This is a genomic window from Streptomyces sp. NPDC101194 (assembly GCF_044767885.1).
In the GTDB taxonomy this organism is placed as follows: Bacteria; Actinomycetota; Actinomycetes; order Streptomycetales; family Streptomycetaceae; genus Streptomyces.
In genome coordinates, this window is sequence record NZ_JBIWOS010000007.1 from 367,786 (window position 1) to 387,500 (window position 19,715).

Annotated in this window: 15 protein-coding genes; 11 read left to right on the forward strand and 4 right to left on the reverse strand. The window is 69.8% G+C overall.

Annotation, left to right across the window (positions count from 1 at the left end; genetic code table 11):
* The first annotated feature begins 1 nt into the window (after position 1).
* The 3 genes from secF (at position 2) to ACIRP2_RS26420 (ending at position 4,780) form a co-directional block, all read left to right on the forward strand.
* Positions 2-1,102 carry a protein translocase subunit SecF gene (secF, locus tag ACIRP2_RS26410; protein ID WP_404254311.1) on the forward strand — a complete coding sequence of 367 codons (1,101 nt, stop codon included), beginning with the start codon at positions 2-4 and terminating at the stop codon, positions 1,100-1,102.
* Positions 1,102-1,662 (forward strand): adenine phosphoribosyltransferase, encoded by a 561-nt coding sequence (locus tag ACIRP2_RS26415; RefSeq protein ID WP_404254313.1) that lies wholly within the window; start codon positions 1,102-1,104, stop codon positions 1,660-1,662. Before secF ends, ACIRP2_RS26415 begins: the two co-directional genes overlap by 1 nt.
* A 559-nt stretch (positions 1,663-2,221) precedes the next feature.
* Positions 2,222-4,780, forward strand: coding sequence for a RelA/SpoT family protein (locus tag ACIRP2_RS26420; protein WP_404254315.1), 2,559 nt, complete (start codon positions 2,222-2,224; stop codon positions 4,778-4,780).
* 336 nt (positions 4,781-5,116) lie between these two features.
* Here ACIRP2_RS26420 and ACIRP2_RS26425 read toward each other — a convergent pair whose 3' ends face one another.
* Positions 5,117-6,346, reverse strand: a complete 1,230-nt coding sequence (locus tag ACIRP2_RS26425; protein ID WP_404254317.1) for a DUF349 domain-containing protein — start codon at positions 6,344-6,346, stop codon at positions 5,117-5,119.
* Between the two features lie 183 nt (positions 6,347-6,529).
* On the reverse strand, positions 6,530-7,300 hold the full coding sequence (locus tag ACIRP2_RS26430; RefSeq protein WP_404254319.1) for a peptidylprolyl isomerase: 771 nt from the start codon (positions 7,298-7,300) through the stop codon (positions 6,530-6,532).
* A 149-nt stretch (positions 7,301-7,449) separates the two neighbouring features.
* Here ACIRP2_RS26430 and ACIRP2_RS26435 point away from each other — a divergent pair, with 149 nt between their 5' ends.
* From ACIRP2_RS26435 to ACIRP2_RS26450, 4 genes are all read left to right on the forward strand, one after another.
* Positions 7,450-8,136, forward strand: a complete 687-nt coding sequence (locus ACIRP2_RS26435; RefSeq protein WP_351074311.1) for an MBL fold metallo-hydrolase — start codon at positions 7,450-7,452, stop codon at positions 8,134-8,136.
* 14 nt (positions 8,137-8,150) lie between these two features.
* Positions 8,151-9,413: a histidine--tRNA ligase gene (hisS, locus tag ACIRP2_RS26440; protein WP_404254321.1), complete on the forward strand. Its 1,263-nt coding sequence runs from the start codon at positions 8,151-8,153 to the stop codon at positions 9,411-9,413.
* Between the two features lie 684 nt (positions 9,414-10,097).
* The gene (locus ACIRP2_RS26445; RefSeq protein WP_404254323.1) at positions 10,098-10,733 is read left to right on the forward strand and encodes a vitamin K epoxide reductase family protein; all 636 of its coding nucleotides are present in this window, start codon (positions 10,098-10,100) and stop codon (positions 10,731-10,733) included.
* Positions 10,734-10,808: 75 nt separating this feature from the next.
* Positions 10,809-12,191, forward strand: coding sequence for a replication-associated recombination protein A (locus ACIRP2_RS26450; protein WP_404254325.1), 1,383 nt, complete (start codon positions 10,809-10,811; stop codon positions 12,189-12,191).
* Between the two features lie 83 nt (positions 12,192-12,274).
* On the opposite strand, the gene ACIRP2_RS26455 is transcribed toward ACIRP2_RS26450, so the two are convergent.
* Entirely contained in the window at positions 12,275-12,976 is a 702-nt protein-coding gene (locus tag ACIRP2_RS26455) for a DUF2470 domain-containing protein (protein WP_404254327.1), read from the reverse strand.
* Between the two features lie 188 nt (positions 12,977-13,164).
* Here ACIRP2_RS26455 and rpsD point away from each other — a divergent pair, with 188 nt between their 5' ends.
* The gene (gene rpsD / locus ACIRP2_RS26460) at positions 13,165-13,779 is read left to right on the forward strand and encodes a 30S ribosomal protein S4 (RefSeq protein WP_404254329.1); all 615 of its coding nucleotides are present in this window, start codon (positions 13,165-13,167) and stop codon (positions 13,777-13,779) included.
* A 17-nt stretch (positions 13,780-13,796) separates the two neighbouring features.
* Here rpsD and ACIRP2_RS26465 read toward each other — a convergent pair whose 3' ends face one another.
* Positions 13,797-16,001, reverse strand: coding sequence for an ATP-binding protein (locus ACIRP2_RS26465; protein ID WP_404254331.1), 2,205 nt, complete (start codon positions 15,999-16,001; stop codon positions 13,797-13,799).
* A gap of 217 nt (positions 16,002-16,218) precedes the next feature.
* On the opposite strand from ACIRP2_RS26465, the gene ACIRP2_RS26470 reads away from it, so the two are divergent.
* Genes ACIRP2_RS26470 through alaS form a run of 3 tightly spaced genes read left to right on the forward strand, consistent with a single transcriptional unit; the run spans position 16,219 to position 19,707 of the window.
* On the forward strand, positions 16,219-16,668 hold the full coding sequence (locus ACIRP2_RS26470; RefSeq protein ID WP_404254458.1) for a DUF948 domain-containing protein: 450 nt from the start codon (positions 16,219-16,221) through the stop codon (positions 16,666-16,668).
* A 7-nt stretch (positions 16,669-16,675) separates the two neighbouring features.
* Entirely contained in the window at positions 16,676-17,038 is a 363-nt protein-coding gene (locus ACIRP2_RS26475) for a DUF6167 family protein (protein WP_404254333.1), read from the forward strand.
* A complete protein-coding gene (gene alaS / locus ACIRP2_RS26480; protein WP_404254335.1) occupies positions 17,038-19,707 on the forward strand; it encodes an alanine--tRNA ligase in 2,670 nt (889 codons plus the stop codon). The genes ACIRP2_RS26475 and alaS overlap by 1 nt, the downstream gene beginning before the upstream one ends.
* Positions 19,708-19,715 lie beyond the last annotated feature (8 nt).

The following is a 19,715-nucleotide window of genomic DNA, read 5'->3' on the forward strand; positions in this document are numbered from 1 at the left end:
GATGTCGCGACTCGGCACTCTCGGCGCCCGTCTCTACCGCGGCGAAGTCGGATACGACTTCATCGGCAAGCGCAAGATCTGGTACGGCGTCTCGATCCTGATCACCATCACGGCCATCGTCGGCCTGGCGGTCAGTGGCCTGAACATGGGCATCGAATTCAAGGGCGGTGCCGTCTTCACCACCCCGAAGACGAGCGTGGGCGTCGACGAAGCGGAGAACATCGCGACCGAGGCGTCCGGCCATCAGGCGATCGTCCAGAAGCTCGGCAACGGCGGTCTGCGCATCCAGATCACCGAAGTCGACACCGCGAAGTCCGACGAGATCAAGACGCAGCTCTCCAAGGACCTCGATGTCCCGACCGAGAAGATCGCCGCCGACCTGGTCGGCCCCAGCTGGGGTGAGCAGATCGCCAACAAGGCCTGGACCGGCCTCGGCGTCTTCATGGTTCTCGTCGTGATCTACCTGGCCATCGCCTTCGAATGGCGGATGGCCATCGCGGCCCTGGTCGCACTGATCCACGACATCACCATCACGGTCGGGGTCTACGCCCTGGTCGGCTTCGAGGTCACCCCGGGCACCGTGATCGGTCTGCTGACCATCCTCGGTTACTCCCTCTACGACACGGTCGTCGTGTTCGACAGCCTCAGGGAGAGCACGGACGGCATCACCAAGCAGACCCGGTGGACGTACGGCGAGATCGCCAACCGTTCGATCAACGGCACCCTGGTCCGCTCCATCAACACCACGGTCGTGGCCCTGCTCCCCGTCGCCGGTCTGCTCTTCATCGGCGGCGGCGTCCTCGGCGCCGGCATGCTGAACGACATCTCGCTGTCGCTGTTCGTCGGCCTCGCGGCCGGTGCGTACTCCTCGATCTTCATCGCCACCCCGCTCGTCGCCGACCTCAAGGGACGCGACCCGCAGATGAAGGCGCTGAAGAAGCGGGTGCTCGCCAAGCGTGCGGCAGCCGCAGCCAAGGGCGAGTCCGCCGAGGACGAGCGGCCGGAGGACGGCCTCCCGGCGGGCGCGGCACCCGCTGCCGCGGTCGTCGGCCAGCGCCAGCAGCCCCCCAGGGGCCGCGGCCGGACCCCGGGGAAGCGCTGATGACCAGCAGCACCACCGCCACCGAGAGCATCCGTGAGCTCCTGCTCAGCCGGATCCGTGACGTGCCGGACTACCCGAAGCCGGGCGTGATGTTCAAGGACATCACCCCGCTGCTCGCGGACCCGGAGGCATTCGCGGCCCTCACCGACACGCTCGCGGAGATGTGCGTACGGCACGGCGCCACGAAGATCGTCGGCCTCGAGGCACGCGGCTTCATCCTGGCCGCCCCGGTCGCGGTGCGGGCCGGCCTCGGGTTCGTACCCGTCCGCAAGGCGGGGAAGCTGCCCGGAGCCACGCTCAGCCAGGCATACGAGCTGGAGTACGGCACGGCCGAGATCGAGATCCACGCCGAGGACCTGTCCGCCGACGACAGGATCATGGTCATCGACGACATCCTCGCCACCGGTGGCACCGCCGAGGCATCGCTGGAGCTGATCCGGCGGGCCGGCGCCGAGGTCGCAGGCGTCGCGGTCCTCATGGAGCTCGGCTTCCTGCAGGGACGTGCCCGCATGGAGCAAGCCCTGGCGGGCGCTCCGCTGGAGGCTCTCATCCACGTGTGAGTGTGGCGTACATGAATCGGGTGTTCAGGATTTCTTCTGGACACCCGATTCGCATGTGCGTATCAGAACCGGCGAGAAGCCCGGTGACGGCTCACATGCACTTCCGCACAGCATGACTGCTTGATCGGATCTTCCCGGTGTCACCGACCAGGCATCTCGACGGAGGAACCGTACGAGGACTTCGCGCGAGATCGCCACGGGGGCGGTTTCTCTTCTCTTGCGGCAATCGCCGCGGGCGCTGCTCCCGCGAACGCGAGCCGGGCAGCGCCCGCCCCGTCCACCCCAGGTGCGAAGGGTGTCCGCTCCGGCTGGAAGAACGCCGGGTCGACCCCGGGGAAGCGGAGCACGCTCGACGACGGCGCGCTCACTTCAACGCCAAGGGCAGGAAGGCCTCGGCTGTGACCGGCTCGGCACACTCGCGGGCACCGAGGACGGGCACCCGGGAACAACCGGGTGCCCGTCCCGCGTTCTCAGGGGTCCCACGGTCCCCGGGGGAGGTCCGGCCACAGGATCGATACGATGGCCTTTCCGGGTATCCGGATCCGCATGAGGAGCGCTCTTGCCAGACGAGGCCCAGCCAGTCGCCGCCCCGCAGCCCGACAAGCCCGCGGCGGCCCCAGCCACGCCTGGGAAGAAGCAGCCCGCACAGAAGCCGAAGCCCCCGGCCCCCGAGCCCGGCACGGGCCCGGAGCGGGCCGGTGCGACGCTGCGCCCGGCGCCCGCTGCCCCCGCCCAGCCGGTCGCCCCGGCCTCCCCGGCCGCGTCCGCCCCGAAGCCCCCGGCGAAGCCGGTGACCCCGGCCGCTCCGGCGACCCGCTCGGGCGGCTCCTCCAACCGGGTCAGGGCCAGGCTCGCCCGCCTGGGCGTGCAGCGCTCCAGCCCGTACAACCCGGTCCTGGAACCGTTGCTGCGCATCGTCCGCAGCAACGACGCCAAGATCGAGACCGCCACGCTGCGCCAGATCGAGCGCGCCTACCAGGTCGCCGAGCGCTGGCACCGTGGGCAGAAACGCAAGAGCGGCGACCCGTACATCACGCATCCGCTCGCCGTCACCACGATCCTCGCCGAACTCGGCATGGACCCGGCGACGCTCATGGCCGGGCTGCTCCACGACACCGTCGAGGACACCGAGTACGGCCTGGACACCCTGCGCCGCGACTTCGGCGACCAGGTCGCCCTGCTCGTCGACGGCGTCACCAAGCTGGACAAGGTCAAGTTCGGCGAGGCGGCACAGGCCGAGACCGTGCGCAAGATGGTCGTCGCCATGGCCAAGGACCCCAGGGTCCTCGTCATCAAGCTCGCCGACCGGCTGCACAACATGCGCACCATGCGCTACCTCAAGCGGGAGAAGCAGGAGAAGAAGGCCCGCGAGACGCTTGAGATCTATGCCCCCCTGGCACACCGCCTGGGCATGAACACCATCAAGTGGGAGCTGGAGGACCTCGCCTTCGCGATCCTCTACCCCAAGATGTACGACGAGATCGTCCGCCTCGTCGCCGAGCGGGCCCCCAAGCGCGACGAGTACCTCGCCATAGTGACCGACGAGGTCCAGGCCGACCTGCGCGCCGCCCGGATCAAGGCCACCGTCACGGGCCGCCCGAAGCACTACTACAGCGTCTACCAGAAGATGATCGTGCGGGGCCGGGACTTCGCCGAGATCTACGACCTGGTGGGCATCCGGGTCCTCGTCGACACCGTCCGCGACTGCTACGCGGCCCTCGGCACCGTCCACGCGCGATGGAATCCGGTCCCCGGCCGGTTCAAGGACTACATCGCGATGCCCAAGTTCAACATGTACCAGTCGCTGCACACCACGGTGATCGGTCCCAGCGGCAAGCCCGTCGAGCTGCAGATCCGCACGTTCGACATGCACCGCCGCGCCGAGTACGGCATCGCCGCGCACTGGAAGTACAAGCAGGAGGCCGTCGCGGGCGCCTCCAAGGTGCGCACCGACGTCCCCAAGAACACCGGACGCGGCCAGGACACCGTCAACGACATGGCGTGGCTGCGCCAGCTCCTGGACTGGCAGAAGGAGACCGAGGACCCCAGCGAGTTCCTGGAGTCCCTGCGCTTCGACCTCTCCCGCAACGAGGTCTTCGTCTTCACACCCAAGGGCGACGTCATAGCGCTCCCCGCAGGTGCGACACCGGTCGACTTCGCGTACGCCGTGCACACGGAGGTCGGCCACCGGACCATCGGGGCGCGGGTCAACGGTCGGCTCGTACCGCTCGAATCGACACTCGACAACGGCGACCTGGTGGAGGTCTTCACCTCCAAGGCGGCCGGTGCCGGGCCCTCCCGCGACTGGCTGGGCTTCGTCAAGTCGCCCCGCGCCCGCAACAAGATCCGTGCCTGGTTCTCCAAGGAGCGCCGTGACGAGGCGATCGAGCAGGGCAAGGACGCCATCGCGCGTGCCATGCGCAAGCAGAACCTGCCGATCCAGCGCATCCTGACCGGCGACTCCCTGGTCACCCTCGCCCATGAGATGCGCTATCCCGACATCTCCTCCCTGTACGCGGCGATCGGCGAGGGTCACGTGGCCGCCGCCGGTGTCGTGCAGAAGCTGGTGCAGGCGCTCGGCGGCGAGGACGCCGCCAACGAGGACATCGCAGAGAGCTCGCCGCCCTCGCGCGGCCGCAGCAAGCGCCGCTCCAACGCCGATCCGGGTGTCGTCGTCAAGGGCGTCGAGGACGTCTGGGTCAAGCTCGCCCGCTGCTGCACGCCCGTGCCCGGCGACCCGATCATCGGCTTCGTCACCCGCGGCAGCGGCGTCTCCGTGCACCGTGCCGACTGCGTCAACGTCGACTCCCTGTCGCAGCAGCCGGAGCGGATCCTGGACGTCGAGTGGGCGCCGACCCAGTCCTCGGTCTTCCTGGTCGCCATCCAGGTCGAGGCCCTCGACCGGTCGCGGCTGCTCTCCGACGTCACCCGCGTCCTGTCCGACCAGCACGTCAACATCCTGTCGGCGGCCGTGCAGACCTCCCGGGACCGGGTCGCCACCTCGCGCTTCACCTTCGAGATGGGGGACCCGAAACACCTCGGGCACGTACTGAAGGCGGTACGAGGCGTGGAGGGCGTCTACGACGTCTACCGGGTGACCTCGGCGCGCAGGCCGTAGGGGGCGCTTCGCCGCTCTGCCCGACTCCCTCGGACTCCTCCCGCCGGAAGGCTCGCGGGCAGGAGCCGCCGGGGGAGGGCCGCACAGGTTCTACGGGCTCGGCGTGGAGCCGGTTCCCGGCGGACCTCGGTCAGGTGCGCGGGACGTTCCTTCCTGCTCCTCGACCGCGAGGAGAGGAGCACGTGCCGGGCTGCTGCCGTCCTGCGACCGGGGACCGGGCCGTGCCCTCGCACACGAAGACGAAAGGGCCCCTTGTGCACGTCCCGGGACGTGCACAAGGGGCCCTGCCGCAGGCCGGTCAACGGATGAGGCCGGTCGGCGGCGGGTGCTGCCCGCTCAGCCGCCGAACTCCTCCAGGCCCTTGAGCGCCTGGTCCAGCAGTGCCTGCCGGCCTTCGAGCTCCTTGGCCAGCTTGTCGGCACGGGCGTTGTTGCCCGAGGCGCGGGCCGTGTCGATCTGCGTACGCAGCTTGTCCACGGCCGCCTGCAGCTGACCGGTCAGTCCGGCGGCACGCGCACGCGCCTCCGGGTTCGTCCGGCGCCACTCCGACTCCTCGGCCTCCTGGAGTGCCCGCTCCACCGCGTGCATCCGCCCCTCGACCTTCGGGCGGGCGTCACGCGGCACATGGCCGATGGCCTCCCAGCGCTCGTTGATGGCCCGGAACGCGGCCCTGGCCGCCTTCAGGTCCTTCACCGGCACCAGCTTCTCGGCCTCGACCGCGAGTTCCTCCTTGAGCTTGAGGTTCTCGCCCTGCTCCGCGTCCCGCTCGGCGAATACCTCGCCGCGGGCGGCGAAGAAGACGTCCTGAGCACCGCGGAAACGGTTCCACAGGTCGTCCTCGGCCTCGCGCTGGGCGCGGCCCGCCGCCTTCCACTCCGTCATCAGGTCGCGATAGCGGGCGGCCGTCGCTCCCCAGTCCGTGGAGCCGGAGAGCGCCTCGGCCTCGGCGACCAGCTTCTCCTTGGCCTTGCGGGCCTCCTCGCGCTGGGCGTCCAGCGAGGCGAAGTGGGCCTTGCGGCGCTTGGAGAACGCCGAGCGGGCGTGCGAGAAGCGGTGCCACAGCTCGTCGTCGGACTTGCGGTCGAGCCGCGGCAGGCCCTTCCACGTGTCGACGAGCGCACGGAGCCGCTCACCCGCGGAGCGCCACTGCTCGCTCTGCGCCAGCTCCTCGGCCTCGGCGACCAGCGCCTCCTTGGCGTGCTTCGCCTCGTCGGTCTGCTTCGCCTTCTGTGCCTTGCGCTCCTCGCGCCGCGAGTCGACCGTCGCGACCAGCGCGTCGAGTCGCTTGCGCAGCGCGTCGAGGTCTCCGACGGCGTGATGCTCGTCCACCTGAAGCCGCAGATGCTCGATGGCGGTCGTGGCGTCCTTCGCCGACAGATCGGTGGTCTTCACCCGCCGTTCGAGGAGGCCGATCTCGACCACAATGCCCTCGTACTTGCGCTCGAAGTAGGCCAGAGCCTCCTCGGGGGAACCCGCCTGCCACGATCCGACGACCTGTTCGCCATCGGCTGTACGCACGTACACGGTGCCCGTCTCATCGACGCGGCCCCACGGGTCGCTGCTCACAGCGCCTCCTCCACCTGATGCCCGCGAGGGGTTCGCCCCCCTGGCATCGTCCACAGTTTCCTGGGGCGGGCAGCGCCCGCCCTGCACAACGCCAATCTAGGCGACCGGCCGCCCGGCTGTCCGCACTCAGCGCGGCCGAAAATAATCCGACCCGCCTCGTCGTCACCGGCCGGCCCGGTCCCGTCACGACTTGTCGACGGCGACCTTCGAGATGTCGACGGCCTTCTTCGGCGCACCGTCGGCCGCTCCGCCGGCCACCCCCGCCGCACCGATGCCCTTGACGGCCTTCAGCGAGGCGTCGTCCATGGTGCCGAACGGCGTGTAGGTGGGCGGCAGTTTGCTGTCCTTGTACACGAGGAAGAACTGGCTGCCGCCGGTGTGCGCCTGGCCGGTGTTCGCCATCGCCACCGTGCCCGCCGGATACGTGACCGTGCCGTCCTTGCCCGCCTTGCCCAGCGCCGTCAGGTTCTCGTCCGGGATCGTGTAACCGGGGCCACCCGTGCCGTCGCCCTTGGGGTCACCGCACTGCAGGACGAAAATGCCCTGCGTGGTCAGCCGGTGGCACTTCGTACCGTCGAAGAAGCCCTTGTCGGCCAGCGACTTGAAGGAGTTCGTGGTGTGCGGGGTCTTCGCCCCGTCCATCGTGAACGCGAGGTCGCCCTGGCTCGTCTTGAGCGACATCGTGTACTTCGCCTTCTTGTCGATCTTCATCGCGGGCTCGGGCGTGCTGCTCTTGCTCGCCGAGGGGCTCGGGGCCGCGTCGCTCTTGTCCTTTTTGCCGTCACCGTCGATGGCGAGATACGCGCCGACCCCGACGACCGCCACCACGGCCACCGCGGAAGCGATGACGACGGTCAGCCGCCGCGTCCTGCGGCGGGCCTCCTCCCGGCGCTGCTGCTGCCGCTCGAACTTCTCCCTGGCGAGCTGCCGCCGCCGCTGATCGCTGCTGACCACCGGGTGATCTCCTTGTGGGTCGTGTGATTGGGGCCTGGGCTGCCCGTACCGTATATGGGTTAGCTGTGGAATGAGGAGCGCCGGTAGGCTCTGAAGTGCTGCGACCTCCTCAGTCGCGATTCGCCGTCGGACGACCATTAAGGACGATCGTGCTCATTGCCGGGTTCCCCGCCGGGGCCTGGGGGACCAACTGTTACCTGGTCGCCCCGGCCGCAGGCGAGGAGTGCGTGATCATCGACCCCGGCCATCAGGCCGCGTCAGGAGTCGAGGAAGCACTGAAGAAGCATCGGCTGAAGCCCGTCGCCGTCGTACTGACCCACGGCCACATCGACCACGTCGCCTCGGTCGTCCCGGTGTGCGGCGCGCACGACGTCCCCGCCTGGATCCATCCGGAGGACCGGTTCATGATGAGCGACCCGGAGAAGGCCCTCGGCCGCTCCATCGGGATGCCGCTCATGGGTGAGCTGACGGTGGGGGAGCCGGACGATGTCCGGGAACTGAGCGACGGGGCCCTGCTGAAGCTGGCCGGTCTGGAGTTCGGTGTCGCGCACGCGCCCGGCCATACCAAGGGGTCGGTGACGTTCAGGATGCCCGAGGCAGCGGATGTTCCGCAGATCCTCTTCTCGGGCGACCTGCTCTTCGCCGGCTCCGTCGGACGCACCGACCTGCCCGGCGGCGACCACGCCGAGCTCCTCGAGTCGCTGGCCCGTGTGTGCCTGCCGCTCGACGACTCGACCGTGGTGCTGTCCGGCCACGGCCCCCAGACGACCATCGGCCGCGAGCGCGCCTCGAATCCGTATCTGCACGGTATGGACGCGCCCCGACGAGGAATGTGACGAGAGAAAAACCCGTGAGCACCTTCAAGGCCCCCAAGGGCACGTACGACCTGACCCCGCCCGATTCCGCGAAGTACCTCGCGGTGCGCGAGGCGATCGCCGCACCCCTGAAGAACTCCGGCTACGGCTATATCGAGACGCCCGGGTTCGAGGACGTCGCCCTCTTCTCGCGCGGTGTCGGCGAGTCCACCGACATCGTGACCAAGGAGATGTACACCCTCACCACCAAGGGCGGCTCCGAGCTGGCGCTGCGTCCCGAGGGCACCGCGTCCGTGCTGCGCGCGGCTCTGGAGGCCAACCTCCACAAGCTCGGCAACCTGCCCGTGAAGCTCTGGTACTCCGGCTCGTACTACCGGTACGAGCGCCCGCAGAAGGGCCGCTACCGGCACTTCTCGCAGGTCGGTGCCGAGGCGATCGGCGCCGAGGACCCGGTGCTGGACGCCGAGCTGATCATCCTGGCCGACCAGGCGTACCGCGCGCTGGGCCTGCGGAACTTCCGCATCCTGCTCAACTCGCTGGGCGACAAGGAGTGCCGCCCCGTCTACCGGGACGCGCTCCAGGGCTTCCTGCGCGAACTCGACCTGGACGAGGAGACGCGTCGCCGCATCGAGATCAACCCGCTCCGGGTCCTCGACGACAAGCGGCCCGAGGTGCAGAAGCAGCTGGCCGGCGCCCCGGTGCTGCGCGACTACCTGTGCGACGCCTGCAAGGCGTACCACGAGGAGGTGCGCGACCTGCTCTCCGCGGCCGGTGTGGTGTACGAGGACGACGAGAAGCTCGTCCGCGGTCTCGACTACTACACCCGCACCACCTTCGAGTTCGTCCACGACGGGCTCGGCTCGCAGTCCGCGGTGGGCGGCGGCGGACGCTACGACGGCCTGTCCGAGATGATCGGCGGCCCGGCGCTCCCGTCGGTCGGCTGGGCGCTCGGCGTGGACCGTACGGTGCTCGCGCTGGAGGCGGAGGGCATCGAGCTCGAACTGCCCGCGACCACCAGCGTCTTCGCCGTGCCACTGGGTGAGGAGGCCCGGCGGGTGCTCTTCGGGGTCGTCACGCAACTGCGCCGCGAGGGCGTGGCAGCGGACTTCGCGTTCGGAAGTCGTGGCCTCAAGGGTGCGATGAAGAGCGCGAACCGGTCGGGAGCGCGGCTGACGATCGTGGCGGGCGAGCGGGATCTGGCCGAGGGGCTCGTCCAGCTCAAGGACATGGAGTCCGGCGAGCAGACGGCGGTGCCGCTGGCGGACGTGACCGGGGTGATCCGCGAGCGACTGGCCTAGGTCCTCTCGTTCGGACCGGGCCGGGCCGAAGCGAGTGGCGCGTGGCTCGCCGGACGGGGCCGCAACAGCGGCTCGTCCGGTGAGCCCCGCGCAGGGCCCGCCGGTGTCGCCCCGCTCCGTGGCCGCCGTGCCGGTCCTTCCGGCGGACCGGCGGCCGGCACGGCCCGGGACCGGAGGTCCGGGCACCGGACCCGTCGCCGCCGTGCTGCCGTCCTCGTGCCCGCGCGGTCCGGAGAGGCGGTGGGTGATGCGTTTCAGCGCCTCGCACGGCGTCAACTCGGAGGCAGTGGATTCACCCTGCCTGACGGTTCCTGCCCGGTACCCCGACGGAGGGTCGGCGATCGCCGGGTCCACGCCGAGCGCCGAGCCGCTCTCCGAGCCGGGACACGACGCCCCCGCGGCGCTTCTCCCCGCGCTGCCCGGTCCGAGCGCTCCCCGCCACACGCCGCGACGGATCCCCAGGTCCGAGCCGTCGATCGCGGCCGGTTCGCCGCCGCTCCCGCGCGGGACACCACTGTCGTCCCGGGCGAGGTCCGGGTCCGGGGCCGTACTCGGACCCGAGTGTTCCGGTCCGGTCGCGCATCGGGCTTCACGTACACCTTTATGTCCATCGAACAGAAGCTCAGCGGCGTGGTGCGGCACAATGACCGTGCCCAGCAGGCCACTCACTGATGGAACGGCGATATGACGACTGCAGCGGTTGACCATCCCTCCTCCGACCAGGACGAGGACGGCGTGAACAGGACCATCGGCGGCAGTCGGGCGTTCGCACTGCTGCTGGTGATCACGGGCGCCGCCGGACTCCTCGCCGCCTGGGTCATCACGATCGACAAGTTCAAGTTGCTGGAGGACCCCAGCTTCACGCCGGGCTGCAGTCTCAACCCGGTCGTCGCCTGCGGCAACATCATGAAGAGCGAGCAGGCCGCCGCCTTCGGGTTCCCGAACCCGATGCTCGGTCTGGTCACCTACTCCGTGATCATCGGCATCGGCCTCGCACTGCTCGCGGGCGCCCGCTTCCGTAGCTGGTACTGGCTCGGAATGAACGCCGGAACGCTGTTCGGCGTCGGCTTCTGCACCTGGCTCCAGTACCAGTCGCTCTACAACATCAATTCGCTCTGCCTCTGGTGCTGCCTGGCCTGGGTCGCCACGATCTTCATGTTCTGCTACGTCACCACGCACAACATCAAGCACCGGATCCTCCCGGCGCCGAACTGGCTGCGCAACGGACTGACGGAGTTCCACTGGGTGCCACCGGTCCTGTGGATCGGCATCATCGGCATGCTGATCCTGACCCGCTGGTGGGACTTCTGGACCAGCTGACCGGCCCCGCCGCCCGGCTCCTGCCGGGCGACCGGCCCGGCAGGGATGTCAGTGCCGTGACATAGGGTTCAAAACGTGGAGCCCGACCTCTTTACCGCAGCCGCCGAAGACCGCCAGGACAAGGACCCGTCCAGCAGCCCCCTGGCTGTCCGGATGCGCCCGCGCACCCTCGACGAGGTCGTCGGCCAGCAGCATCTGCTCAAGCCGGGCTCGCCGCTGCGCCGTCTCGTCGGCGAGGGGAACGGCGGGCCGGCGGGTCCGTCGTCCGTGATCCTCTGGGGCCCGCCCGGCATCGGGAAGACGACTCTCGCGTACGTGGTCAGCAAGGCCACCAACAAGCGCTTCGTCGAGCTCTCCGCGATCACCGCGGGCGTCAAGGAGGTGCGGGCCGTCATCGAGGGCGCCCGCCGTGCCACCGGGGGCTACGGCAAGGAGACGGTCCTCTTTCTCGACGAGATCCACCGCTTCTCCAAGGCGCAGCAGGACTCCCTGCTCCCGGCCGTGGAGAACCGCTGGGTGACCCTGATCGCCGCGACCACCGAGAATCCGTACTTCTCGATCATCTCGCCGCTGCTGTCGCGCTCGCTGCTGCTCACCCTGGAATCCCTCACCGACGACGATCTGCGCGGCCTGCTGCGGCGCGCCCTGGCCGACGAACGCGGACTCGGTGGGACGGTGGCGCTGCCGAAGGACGCCGAGTCGCACCTGCTGCGCATCGCGGGTGGCGACGCCCGCCGGGCACTCACGGCGCTGGAGGCTGCGGCCGGTGCGGCGCTGTCCAAGCAGGAGAAGGAGATCACCCTCCTGACCCTGGAGGAGACCGTCGACCGCGCCGCCGTCAAGTACGACCGGGACGGCGACCAGCACTACGACGTGACGAGTGCGCTCATCAAATCGATCCGCGGCTCCGACGTGGATGCCGCGCTGCATTACCTGGCCCGGATGATCGAGGCGGGGGAGGACCCCAGGTTCATCGCCCGGCGGCTGATGATCTCGGCGAGCGAGGACATCGGTCTCGCCGACCCCACGGCGCTGCCCACCGCCGTCGCGGCCGCCCAGGCGGTTGCCATGATCGGATTCCCGGAGGCGGCGCTCGTCCTGAGCCAAGCGACGATCGCCCTGGCACTCGCCCCCAAGTCCAATGCGGCGACCCTGGCGATCTTCGCCGCCCAGGAGGATGTGCGGAAGGGGCTCGCGGGCCCCGTTCCGGCGCATCTGCGCGACGGCCACTACAAGGGCGCCGCCAAGCTGGGCCATGCCGTGGGCTATGTGTATCCGCACGATGTCCCCGGAGGCATCGCCGCCCAGCAGTACGCCCCGGACGCCGTCCGCGACCAGCGGTACTACCAGCCCACGCGCTACGGCGCGGAGGCGCGCTACGCGGATGTCGTGGAGCGGGTCCGCGAGCGGCTCGGTCGCACGGGCTCCGACGGCGGCGCGAGCCCGTCCGCCGGCTGAGCACGGCGAAGACCGGGCGCGCGGGGCGGCTGAAGACGCGCAGAGCCCGGCGAGCGCAATGAGCGCACGCGGGGTCTGCCGGTTCAGCCCACCGCGGCTTCGAAGAGCGTGTGCATGGCGTGGCGCAGCTCGCCGACGTCGCGCACCGGCCCGGGGAATTCGAAGCGCGCGTCGAAGCAGCGGTCGCGGTCCTCGCACAGGCGCACCCGCAGCCCGTACCGGTCCAGCGCGAGCGGCACGACGGCGGGGCGGTGGGCCGTGCGGGACCGTGCCGGACGCTCGCCGAGCAGCCCGTGGAGCGCGTCCAGCTGTTCGCCGTGCGCCGTGTGCAGATGCTGGAGCAGTTCCGCCTCGTGTCCGACGAGCGGGTCGGGAGCCGCGTCCCGGAACGCGTCGGGTTCGACCTCCTCGGCACCCCACAGATCGTCGATGTACGCCTCGCCCGTCTCCAGCCGCAGCGTCGTCCGCCCCGGCCCGGACATGCCCGGGACGGTGCTGAGCCACCCGGAGACCCACGCGCGGCCGCGGATGCGACGGGGTACGGAGACCGGGGCGACGTCCGTGATCTCCAGCACAGCCGTCAGCTCGTCGTCCTCGGCATGCGTCGCCGCCCGTACGGCCGGGGAATCCGTGGGGAGTTCCAGGAACAGGTCCCCGTCGGGGCCCACGTTCCTGGTCAGCGGCATCAGCCGGTCCGGGCCCGCGGCGTTCGGCCCGGGGACGAGCAGTACCGCCGAACAGGTACTCTGTACGAGAGTTCGTGTGCGCTCGGCTGCTGACGGCATCCGAGTGTTTTCAAGCCCGCCGGGACGCGGCTGACCACGATCTGATCGGTCCTCCGTCGTATCGGCATCCTGAGGGGTGTCGACGCTGTCAGTGCTGTCCGTGATGTGTGTGGTGTTCCCCGGGCGAGACATGCGATCTCCTCAAGTAAGGTGAGCCTAACCTAACCTACAACGGAGGTCTGGAGAACGTGCCTAACCAGTCGCGTCCCAAGGTCAAGAAGAGCCGCGCGCTCGGCATCGCGCTGACGCCGAAGGCCGTCAAGTACTTCGAGGCCCGCCCCTACCCGCCGGGCGAGCACGGCCGTGGTCGCAAGCAGAACTCGGACTACAAGGTCCGTCTGCTGGAGAAGCAGCGCCTGCGCGCCCAGTACGACATCAGCGAGCGCCAGATGGCGCGTGCCTACGACCGCGCCAAGAAGGCCGAGGGCAAGACGGGCGAGGCGCTCGTCGTCGAGCTGGAGCGTCGTCTCGACGCCCTGGTGCTTCGTTCGGGCATCGCCAGGACGATCTACCAGGCCCGCCAGATGGTCGTCCACGGTCACATCGAGGTCGACGGCCGCAAGGTCGACAAGCCGTCCTTCCGCGTCCGTCCCGACAACATCGTGATGGTCCGCGAGCGCAGCCACGACAAGCACCCCTTCCAGGTTGCCCGCGCCGGTGGCTACGCCCCCGACGGTGAGACCCCGCGCTACCTGCAGGTGAACCTGCAGGCCCTGGCCTTCCGCCTCGACCGGGACCCGAACCGCAAGGAAATCCCCGTGATCTGCGACGAGCAGCTCGTCGTCGAGTACTACGCCCGCTGATCCAGGCACAGCCGCATTCAGCAGCGTTCCGGCCCGCCCCTCCCCGATGTACGGGAGGCGGCGGGCCTCCGCGTCTTCCCGGGACCGGGCAGGGGGCCGGGCAGCTGGCCCGACGGCTGCGCCGGGTTCGCGGGCCCGCTCCCGAGCGCCCTGGCCACCGCCGCGTCCAGATCCAGCTGCCCGCCCGCGCGCAGCCCCGACTCGTAGGGGCCGTCGCCCAGCTCCCGGCGGGCCAGCTCCTCGCACCTGACCCGGGGCTGCCTGTAGTACGCCGAACCGAACAGCGGCAGCCCCACCGACGGCCAGATCCGGTCGGCGGCGCCCTGCAGCACCGCCGCCTCCGCCGCGTCCCCCTCCACCGCCGTGACCAGTGCCAGCAGCTCCAGCGCGAGTACCGAGCCCAGCAGATCGTGGAAGGCGTGACCGATCGACAGACACTCGCCGAGCAGCTCCCGGGCCCGCTCCGGCCCGCCCCGTTGCAGTGCGGCGAAGGCCAGCACGTAAAGCGCGTACGAGAGGGCCCACCGTTCCCCGTGGTCCTCGCAGACCTCCCTGACCTCCTCGCAGATCGCGGCCGCCCCGTCCAGGTCCCCGTGGAATCCGACCGCCATCGCCAGTTCGATCCGGGCCATCAGTACATTGCTGTTCAGCTCACCGAGTTCCCGGTAGCGGCCGAGCGCGTCGCCCAGCAGCTCCTGCGCCCGGACCATGTCGTCCGTGAGGAGCGCCAGGCACCCCATCCGGTGCACCGCGTACGCGAGCGCCGTCGAGTCGCCCGCCCGGTCCGCCTCGTCCCGGCACTCCTGCAGCGCGGAGACCGCGCCGACCGGGTCGCCCTGCAGCACGGCCACATGTCCGAGCACCCACAACGCCTTGAGCCGCGCGGAGTCGTACGGTGACTCCTCCTCCAGCACATGGTCCAGCCAGTGCCGGCCCTCCGAGAGGCGTCCGCACCCCACCCAGAGGAACCAGAGGGTGCCCGCCAGGTACTGCGCGAGATGCGCCTCGCCCGCGCTGCCCAGCGCATACTCCATCGCCCGCCGCAGATTCGACAGTTCGCTCTCCACCCGGGCGGCCACCTCGCCCTGCCGCGGGCTGAACCAGTCGAGCTCGCACATGGTCGCCAGTCCCAGGAACCAGTCCCGGTGGCGGCGTCTCAACCGGTCCGTCCCACCCGTGGCCGCCAGCCACTCGGCGCCGTACTCGCGCACCGTGTCCAGCATCCGGTAGCGGGTTCCGGCCGCCGAGTCCTCACGCAGGACGACGGACTGCGTCAGCAGCCCGGAGAGCACGTCGAGCACCGATTCGGCCGGCAGATCGGCGCCGCTGCAGACGTACTCGACGGCCTCCAGATCGAACTGCCCGGCGAACACCGAGAGCCGAGCCCACAGCAGCCGCTGCTCCGGAGCACAGAGTTCGTGGCTCCAGCCGATGGCCGTGCGGAGTGTCTGGTGGCGCGCCAGCGCGCTGCGGCTGGAGCCGGTGAGCAGCCGGAAGCGGTCGTCCAGGCGCTGCAGCACCTGCTCGGTGGAGAGCGCGCGCAGCCGTCCGGCGGCCAGTTCCAGCGCGAGCGGGATTCCGTCCAGCCGGTGGCACAGCTCGCGGGCGGTCGCTCGGTTGCGGTCGGTCAGCCGGAACTCCGGCCGTACCGCGGCGGCCCGCTCCTCGAAGAGGAGCATCGCGTCCTCGTCGGTCATCGGCGCGAGCGGGAAGGCGACCTCGCCGTCCAGCTCCAGCGGAAGTCGGCCGGCGGCCAGCACCCGCAGTCGTGGCGACCGGCGCAGCAGCTCACGTACCAGCTCGGCGCAGGCGTCCACGAAGTGCTCGAAGCCGTCGATGACCAGGAGCAGTTGGCGACCGGTGAGATGTTCGAGGAGTGTTGTGCGCGGGGGTCTGCCGGTGTGATCGGTGAGCCCGAGGGCGTCGACCAGTGCGTGGTCCAGCAGCTCCGGATCGTGGATGGCGGACAGTTCCGCCATCCAGACTCCGTCGCAGTACCGTTTCTCCAGAAGCTTCGCGATCTCGGCGGCGCAGCGGGTCTTGCCCACCCCGCCGACCCCGACCACGGTGACGAGCCTCGACTCGTTCAGCAGCCGACCGAGGGCGGCCAGTTCGTCCTTTCGCCCCACGAATCTGTTGAGTTCCGCCGGGAGATTGCCGAGGGCGCCGACGGGGGCGCTCGGATCATGAGGGGACGGGCGGGAGCGCTGGGGGCGTCGCATGAAACACGCAGAGTACTGGTTCGGAAGCTCTCCGTACAATCTCCTTATGGCAACTCGGGCCTTCTTGCCGGTAATGCGGTACGGGGCGCGACCACCGGCGCGATAGGCTCGGGAGACGACGACTGGCTGCTGTGACAGCGGTCGCCGGACAGAGCAGAGACAGACAGTACAGAGACAGCGACAAGCTAGAGAGCGGTGCACTGTGTCCGGTGGAGAGGTGGCCGGGATCCTGGTGGCCGTCTTCTGGGCGATCCTGGTTTCGTTCCTCGCCGTCGTGCTGGTGAGGCTGGCCCAGACGCTCAGGGCGACCACCAAGCTCGTGGCGGACGTGACCGAGCAGGCGGTCCCGCTGCTTGCCGACGCCTCCGCCACGGTGCGCTCCGCGCAGACCCAGCTCGACAAGGTCGACGCGATCGCGACGGACGTCCAGGAAGTCACCTCGAACGCCTCGGCGCTCTCCACCACCGTCGCCTCGACCTTCGGCGGACCGCTCGTCAAGGTCGCCGCGTTCGGTTACGGGGTACGGCAGGCCATCGGCCGCAAGGCCGGCCCGGAACCCGAACCTGCCCGTCGGCCCGCCCGTCGCACGGTGATCGTCGGCCGCACGGTGCCGTCCGCGCGCGGCAGGAAGCGCAGCGGCAGAAACTCCCGCGGATCTAAGGACTGACGCAGCGATGTTCCGCCGTACGTTCTGGTTCACCGCCGGCGCCGCCGCCGGTGTCTGGGCCACCACCAAGGTCAACCGGAAGCTCAGGCAGCTGACCCCGGAGAGTCTCGCGGCGCAGGCCGCGGACAAGGCGATCGAGACCGGCCACAAGCTCAAGGACTTCGCTCTGGACGTCCGTGAGTCGATGGCCCGGCGAGAGGCCGAACTGGGCGAGGCACTGGGCCTGGAGGCGCCGGTCGACCCGGACCTCCCCGTACGGCGTCATTTCGCCGTCGAGGCGGCCGAACCCGTCGGACCGGACAGACCCCTCGAAGTCGGCAACCACCGCAAGCTCCCCTACAACTCGTACAACCGGAATGAGGACCACTGATGGAGTCGGCTGAAATTCGTCGCCGCTGGCTGAGCTTCTTCGAGGAGCGCGGTCACACCGTCGTCCCTTCGGCGTCGCTCATCGCGGACGACCCGACTCTGCTGCTGGTCCCCGCGGGCATGGTCCCCTTCAAGCCGTACTTCCTCGGCGAGGTCAAGCCGCCCGCGCCGCGGGTCACCAGCGTGCAGAAGTGTGTCCGTACGCCGGACATCGAGGAAGTCGGCAAGACCACCCGGCACGGCACGTTCTTCCAGATGTGCGGCAACTTCTCCTTCGGGGACTACTTCAAGGAAGGCGCCATCAGCTACGCCTGGGAGGCCCTGACGACCTCCGTGGCGGAAGGCGGCTTCGGTCTCGACCCCGAGCGGCTGTGGATCACCGTCTATCTGGACGACGACGAGGCCGAGCAGATCTGGCGGGACAAGATCGGCGTACCGGCCGAGCGTATCCAGCGCCTGGGCAAGAAGGACAACTTCTGGTCCATGGGTGTCCCCGGTCCCTGCGGCCCCTGCTCCGAGATCAACTACGACCGCGGCCCCGAGTTCGGCATCGAGGGCGGCCCGGCCGTCAACGACGAGCGGTACGTGGAGATCTGGAACCTGGTCTTCATGCAGTACGAGCGGGGTGCCGGTGACGGCAAGGAGGACTTCCCGATCCTCGGCGACCTGCCGTCGAAGAACATCGACACGGGCCTGGGTCTGGAACGCCTCGCCATGATTCTGCAGGGCGTGCAGAACATGTACGAGACCGACACCCTGCGCGTCGTCATGGACAAGGCCACCGAACTGACCGGTGTGCGGTACGGCGCCGACCACGGTTCGGACGTCTCGCTGCGCGTGGTCGCCGACCACATCCGCACCTCCGTGATGCTCATCGGTGACGGCGTCACTCCCGGCAACGAGGGCCGCGGCTACGTGCTGCGCCGCATCATGCGCCGTGCCATCCGCAACATGCGGCTGCTGGGTGCCACCGGACCGGTGGTCAAGGATCTGGCCGACGTAGTGATCGACACGATGGGACAGCAGTACCCGGAGCTGATCACCGATCGCAAGCGCATCGAGACCGTCGCCCTCGCCGAGGAGGCCGCGTTCCTCAAGGCCCTCAAGGGCGGCACCAACATCCTCGACACCGCCGTCACGGAGACCAAGGCCGCCGGTGGCAAGGTCCTCGCCGGCGACAAGGCGTTCCTGCTCCACGACACCTGGGGCTTCCCGATCGACCTCACCCTGGAGATGGCCGCCGAACAGGGCCTCTCGGTGGACGAGGACGGCTTCCGCCGTCTGATGAGGGAGCAGCGGGAGCGCGCCAAGGCCGACGCCAAGGCCAAGAAGACCGGCCATGCCGACCTCTCCGCCTACCGCGAGGTCGCCGACAACTCCGGCATCACCGAGTTCACCGGCTACACCGCCACCGAGGGCGAGTCGACGATCGTCGGTCTGCTCGTCGACGGCGTGCCCTCGCCCGCCGCCTCCGAGGGCGACGAGGTCGAAGTCGTCCTGGACCGCACCCCGTTCTACGCCGAGGGCGGCGGCCAGCTCGCCGACCAGGGGCGTATCCGGCTCGACAGCGGCGCCGTCATCCAGGTCCGCGACGTCCAGCAGCCCGTCCCCGGAGTCTCCGTCCACAAGGGTTCCGTGCAGGTCGGCGAGGTGACGGTCGGCGCCAGTGCCTATGCCGCCATCGACAACACCCGCCGTCGTGCCATCGCCCGCGCCCACAGCGCCACGCACCTCACGCACCAGGCGCTGCGCGACGCGCTGGGACCGACGGCCGCCCAGGCCGGTTCGGAGAACTCGCCGGGCCGCTTCCGCTTCGACTTCGGTTCGCCCGCCGCCGTACCCGGCACGGTGCTCACCGATGTCGAGCAGAAGATCAACGAGGTCCTCGCCCGCGAACTCGACGTCCAGGCCGAGGTCATGCCGATCGACGAGGCCAAGAAGCAGGGCGCCATCGCCGAGTTCGGCGAGAAGTACGGCGAGCGGGTCCGGGTCGTCACCATCGGCGACTTCTCCAAGGAGCTCTGTGGCGGCACACACGTGCACAACACCGCCCAGCTGGGCCTGGTGAAGCTGCTCGGCGAATCGTCCATCGGTTCCGGCGTGCGCCGCATCGAGGCCCTCGTCGGCGTCGACGCGTACAACTTCCTCGCCAGGGAGCACACGGTCGTCGCCCAGCTTCAGGAGCTGGTCAAGGGCCGTCCCGAGGAGCTGCCGGAGAAGATCGCCGGAATGCTCGGCAAGCTGAAGGACGCCGAGAAGGAGATCGAGAAGTTCCGCGCGGAGAAGGTTCTCCAGGCCGCCGCCGGGCTGGTCGATTCCGCCAAGGACGTACGCGGCGTCGCCCTGGTCACGGGCCAGGTGCCGGACGGCACCTCGGCCGATGACCTGCGCAAGCTCGTCCTGGACGTCCGAGGACGTATCCAGGGCGGCCGCCCGGCCGTCGTGGCCCTGTTCACGACCGCCAACGGCCGTCCCCTGACCGTGATCGCCACCAACGAGGCCGCCCGTGAACGCGGACTCAAGGCCGGTGACCTGGTCCGCACGGCCGCCAAGACCCTCGGCGGCGGTGGCGGCGGCAAGCCGGACGTCGCCCAGGGCGGCGGCCAGGACCCCGAGGCCATCGGCGCGGCCGTGGCCGCGGTCGAACGCCTCGTCACCGAGACGGCGTGACGGCGGGG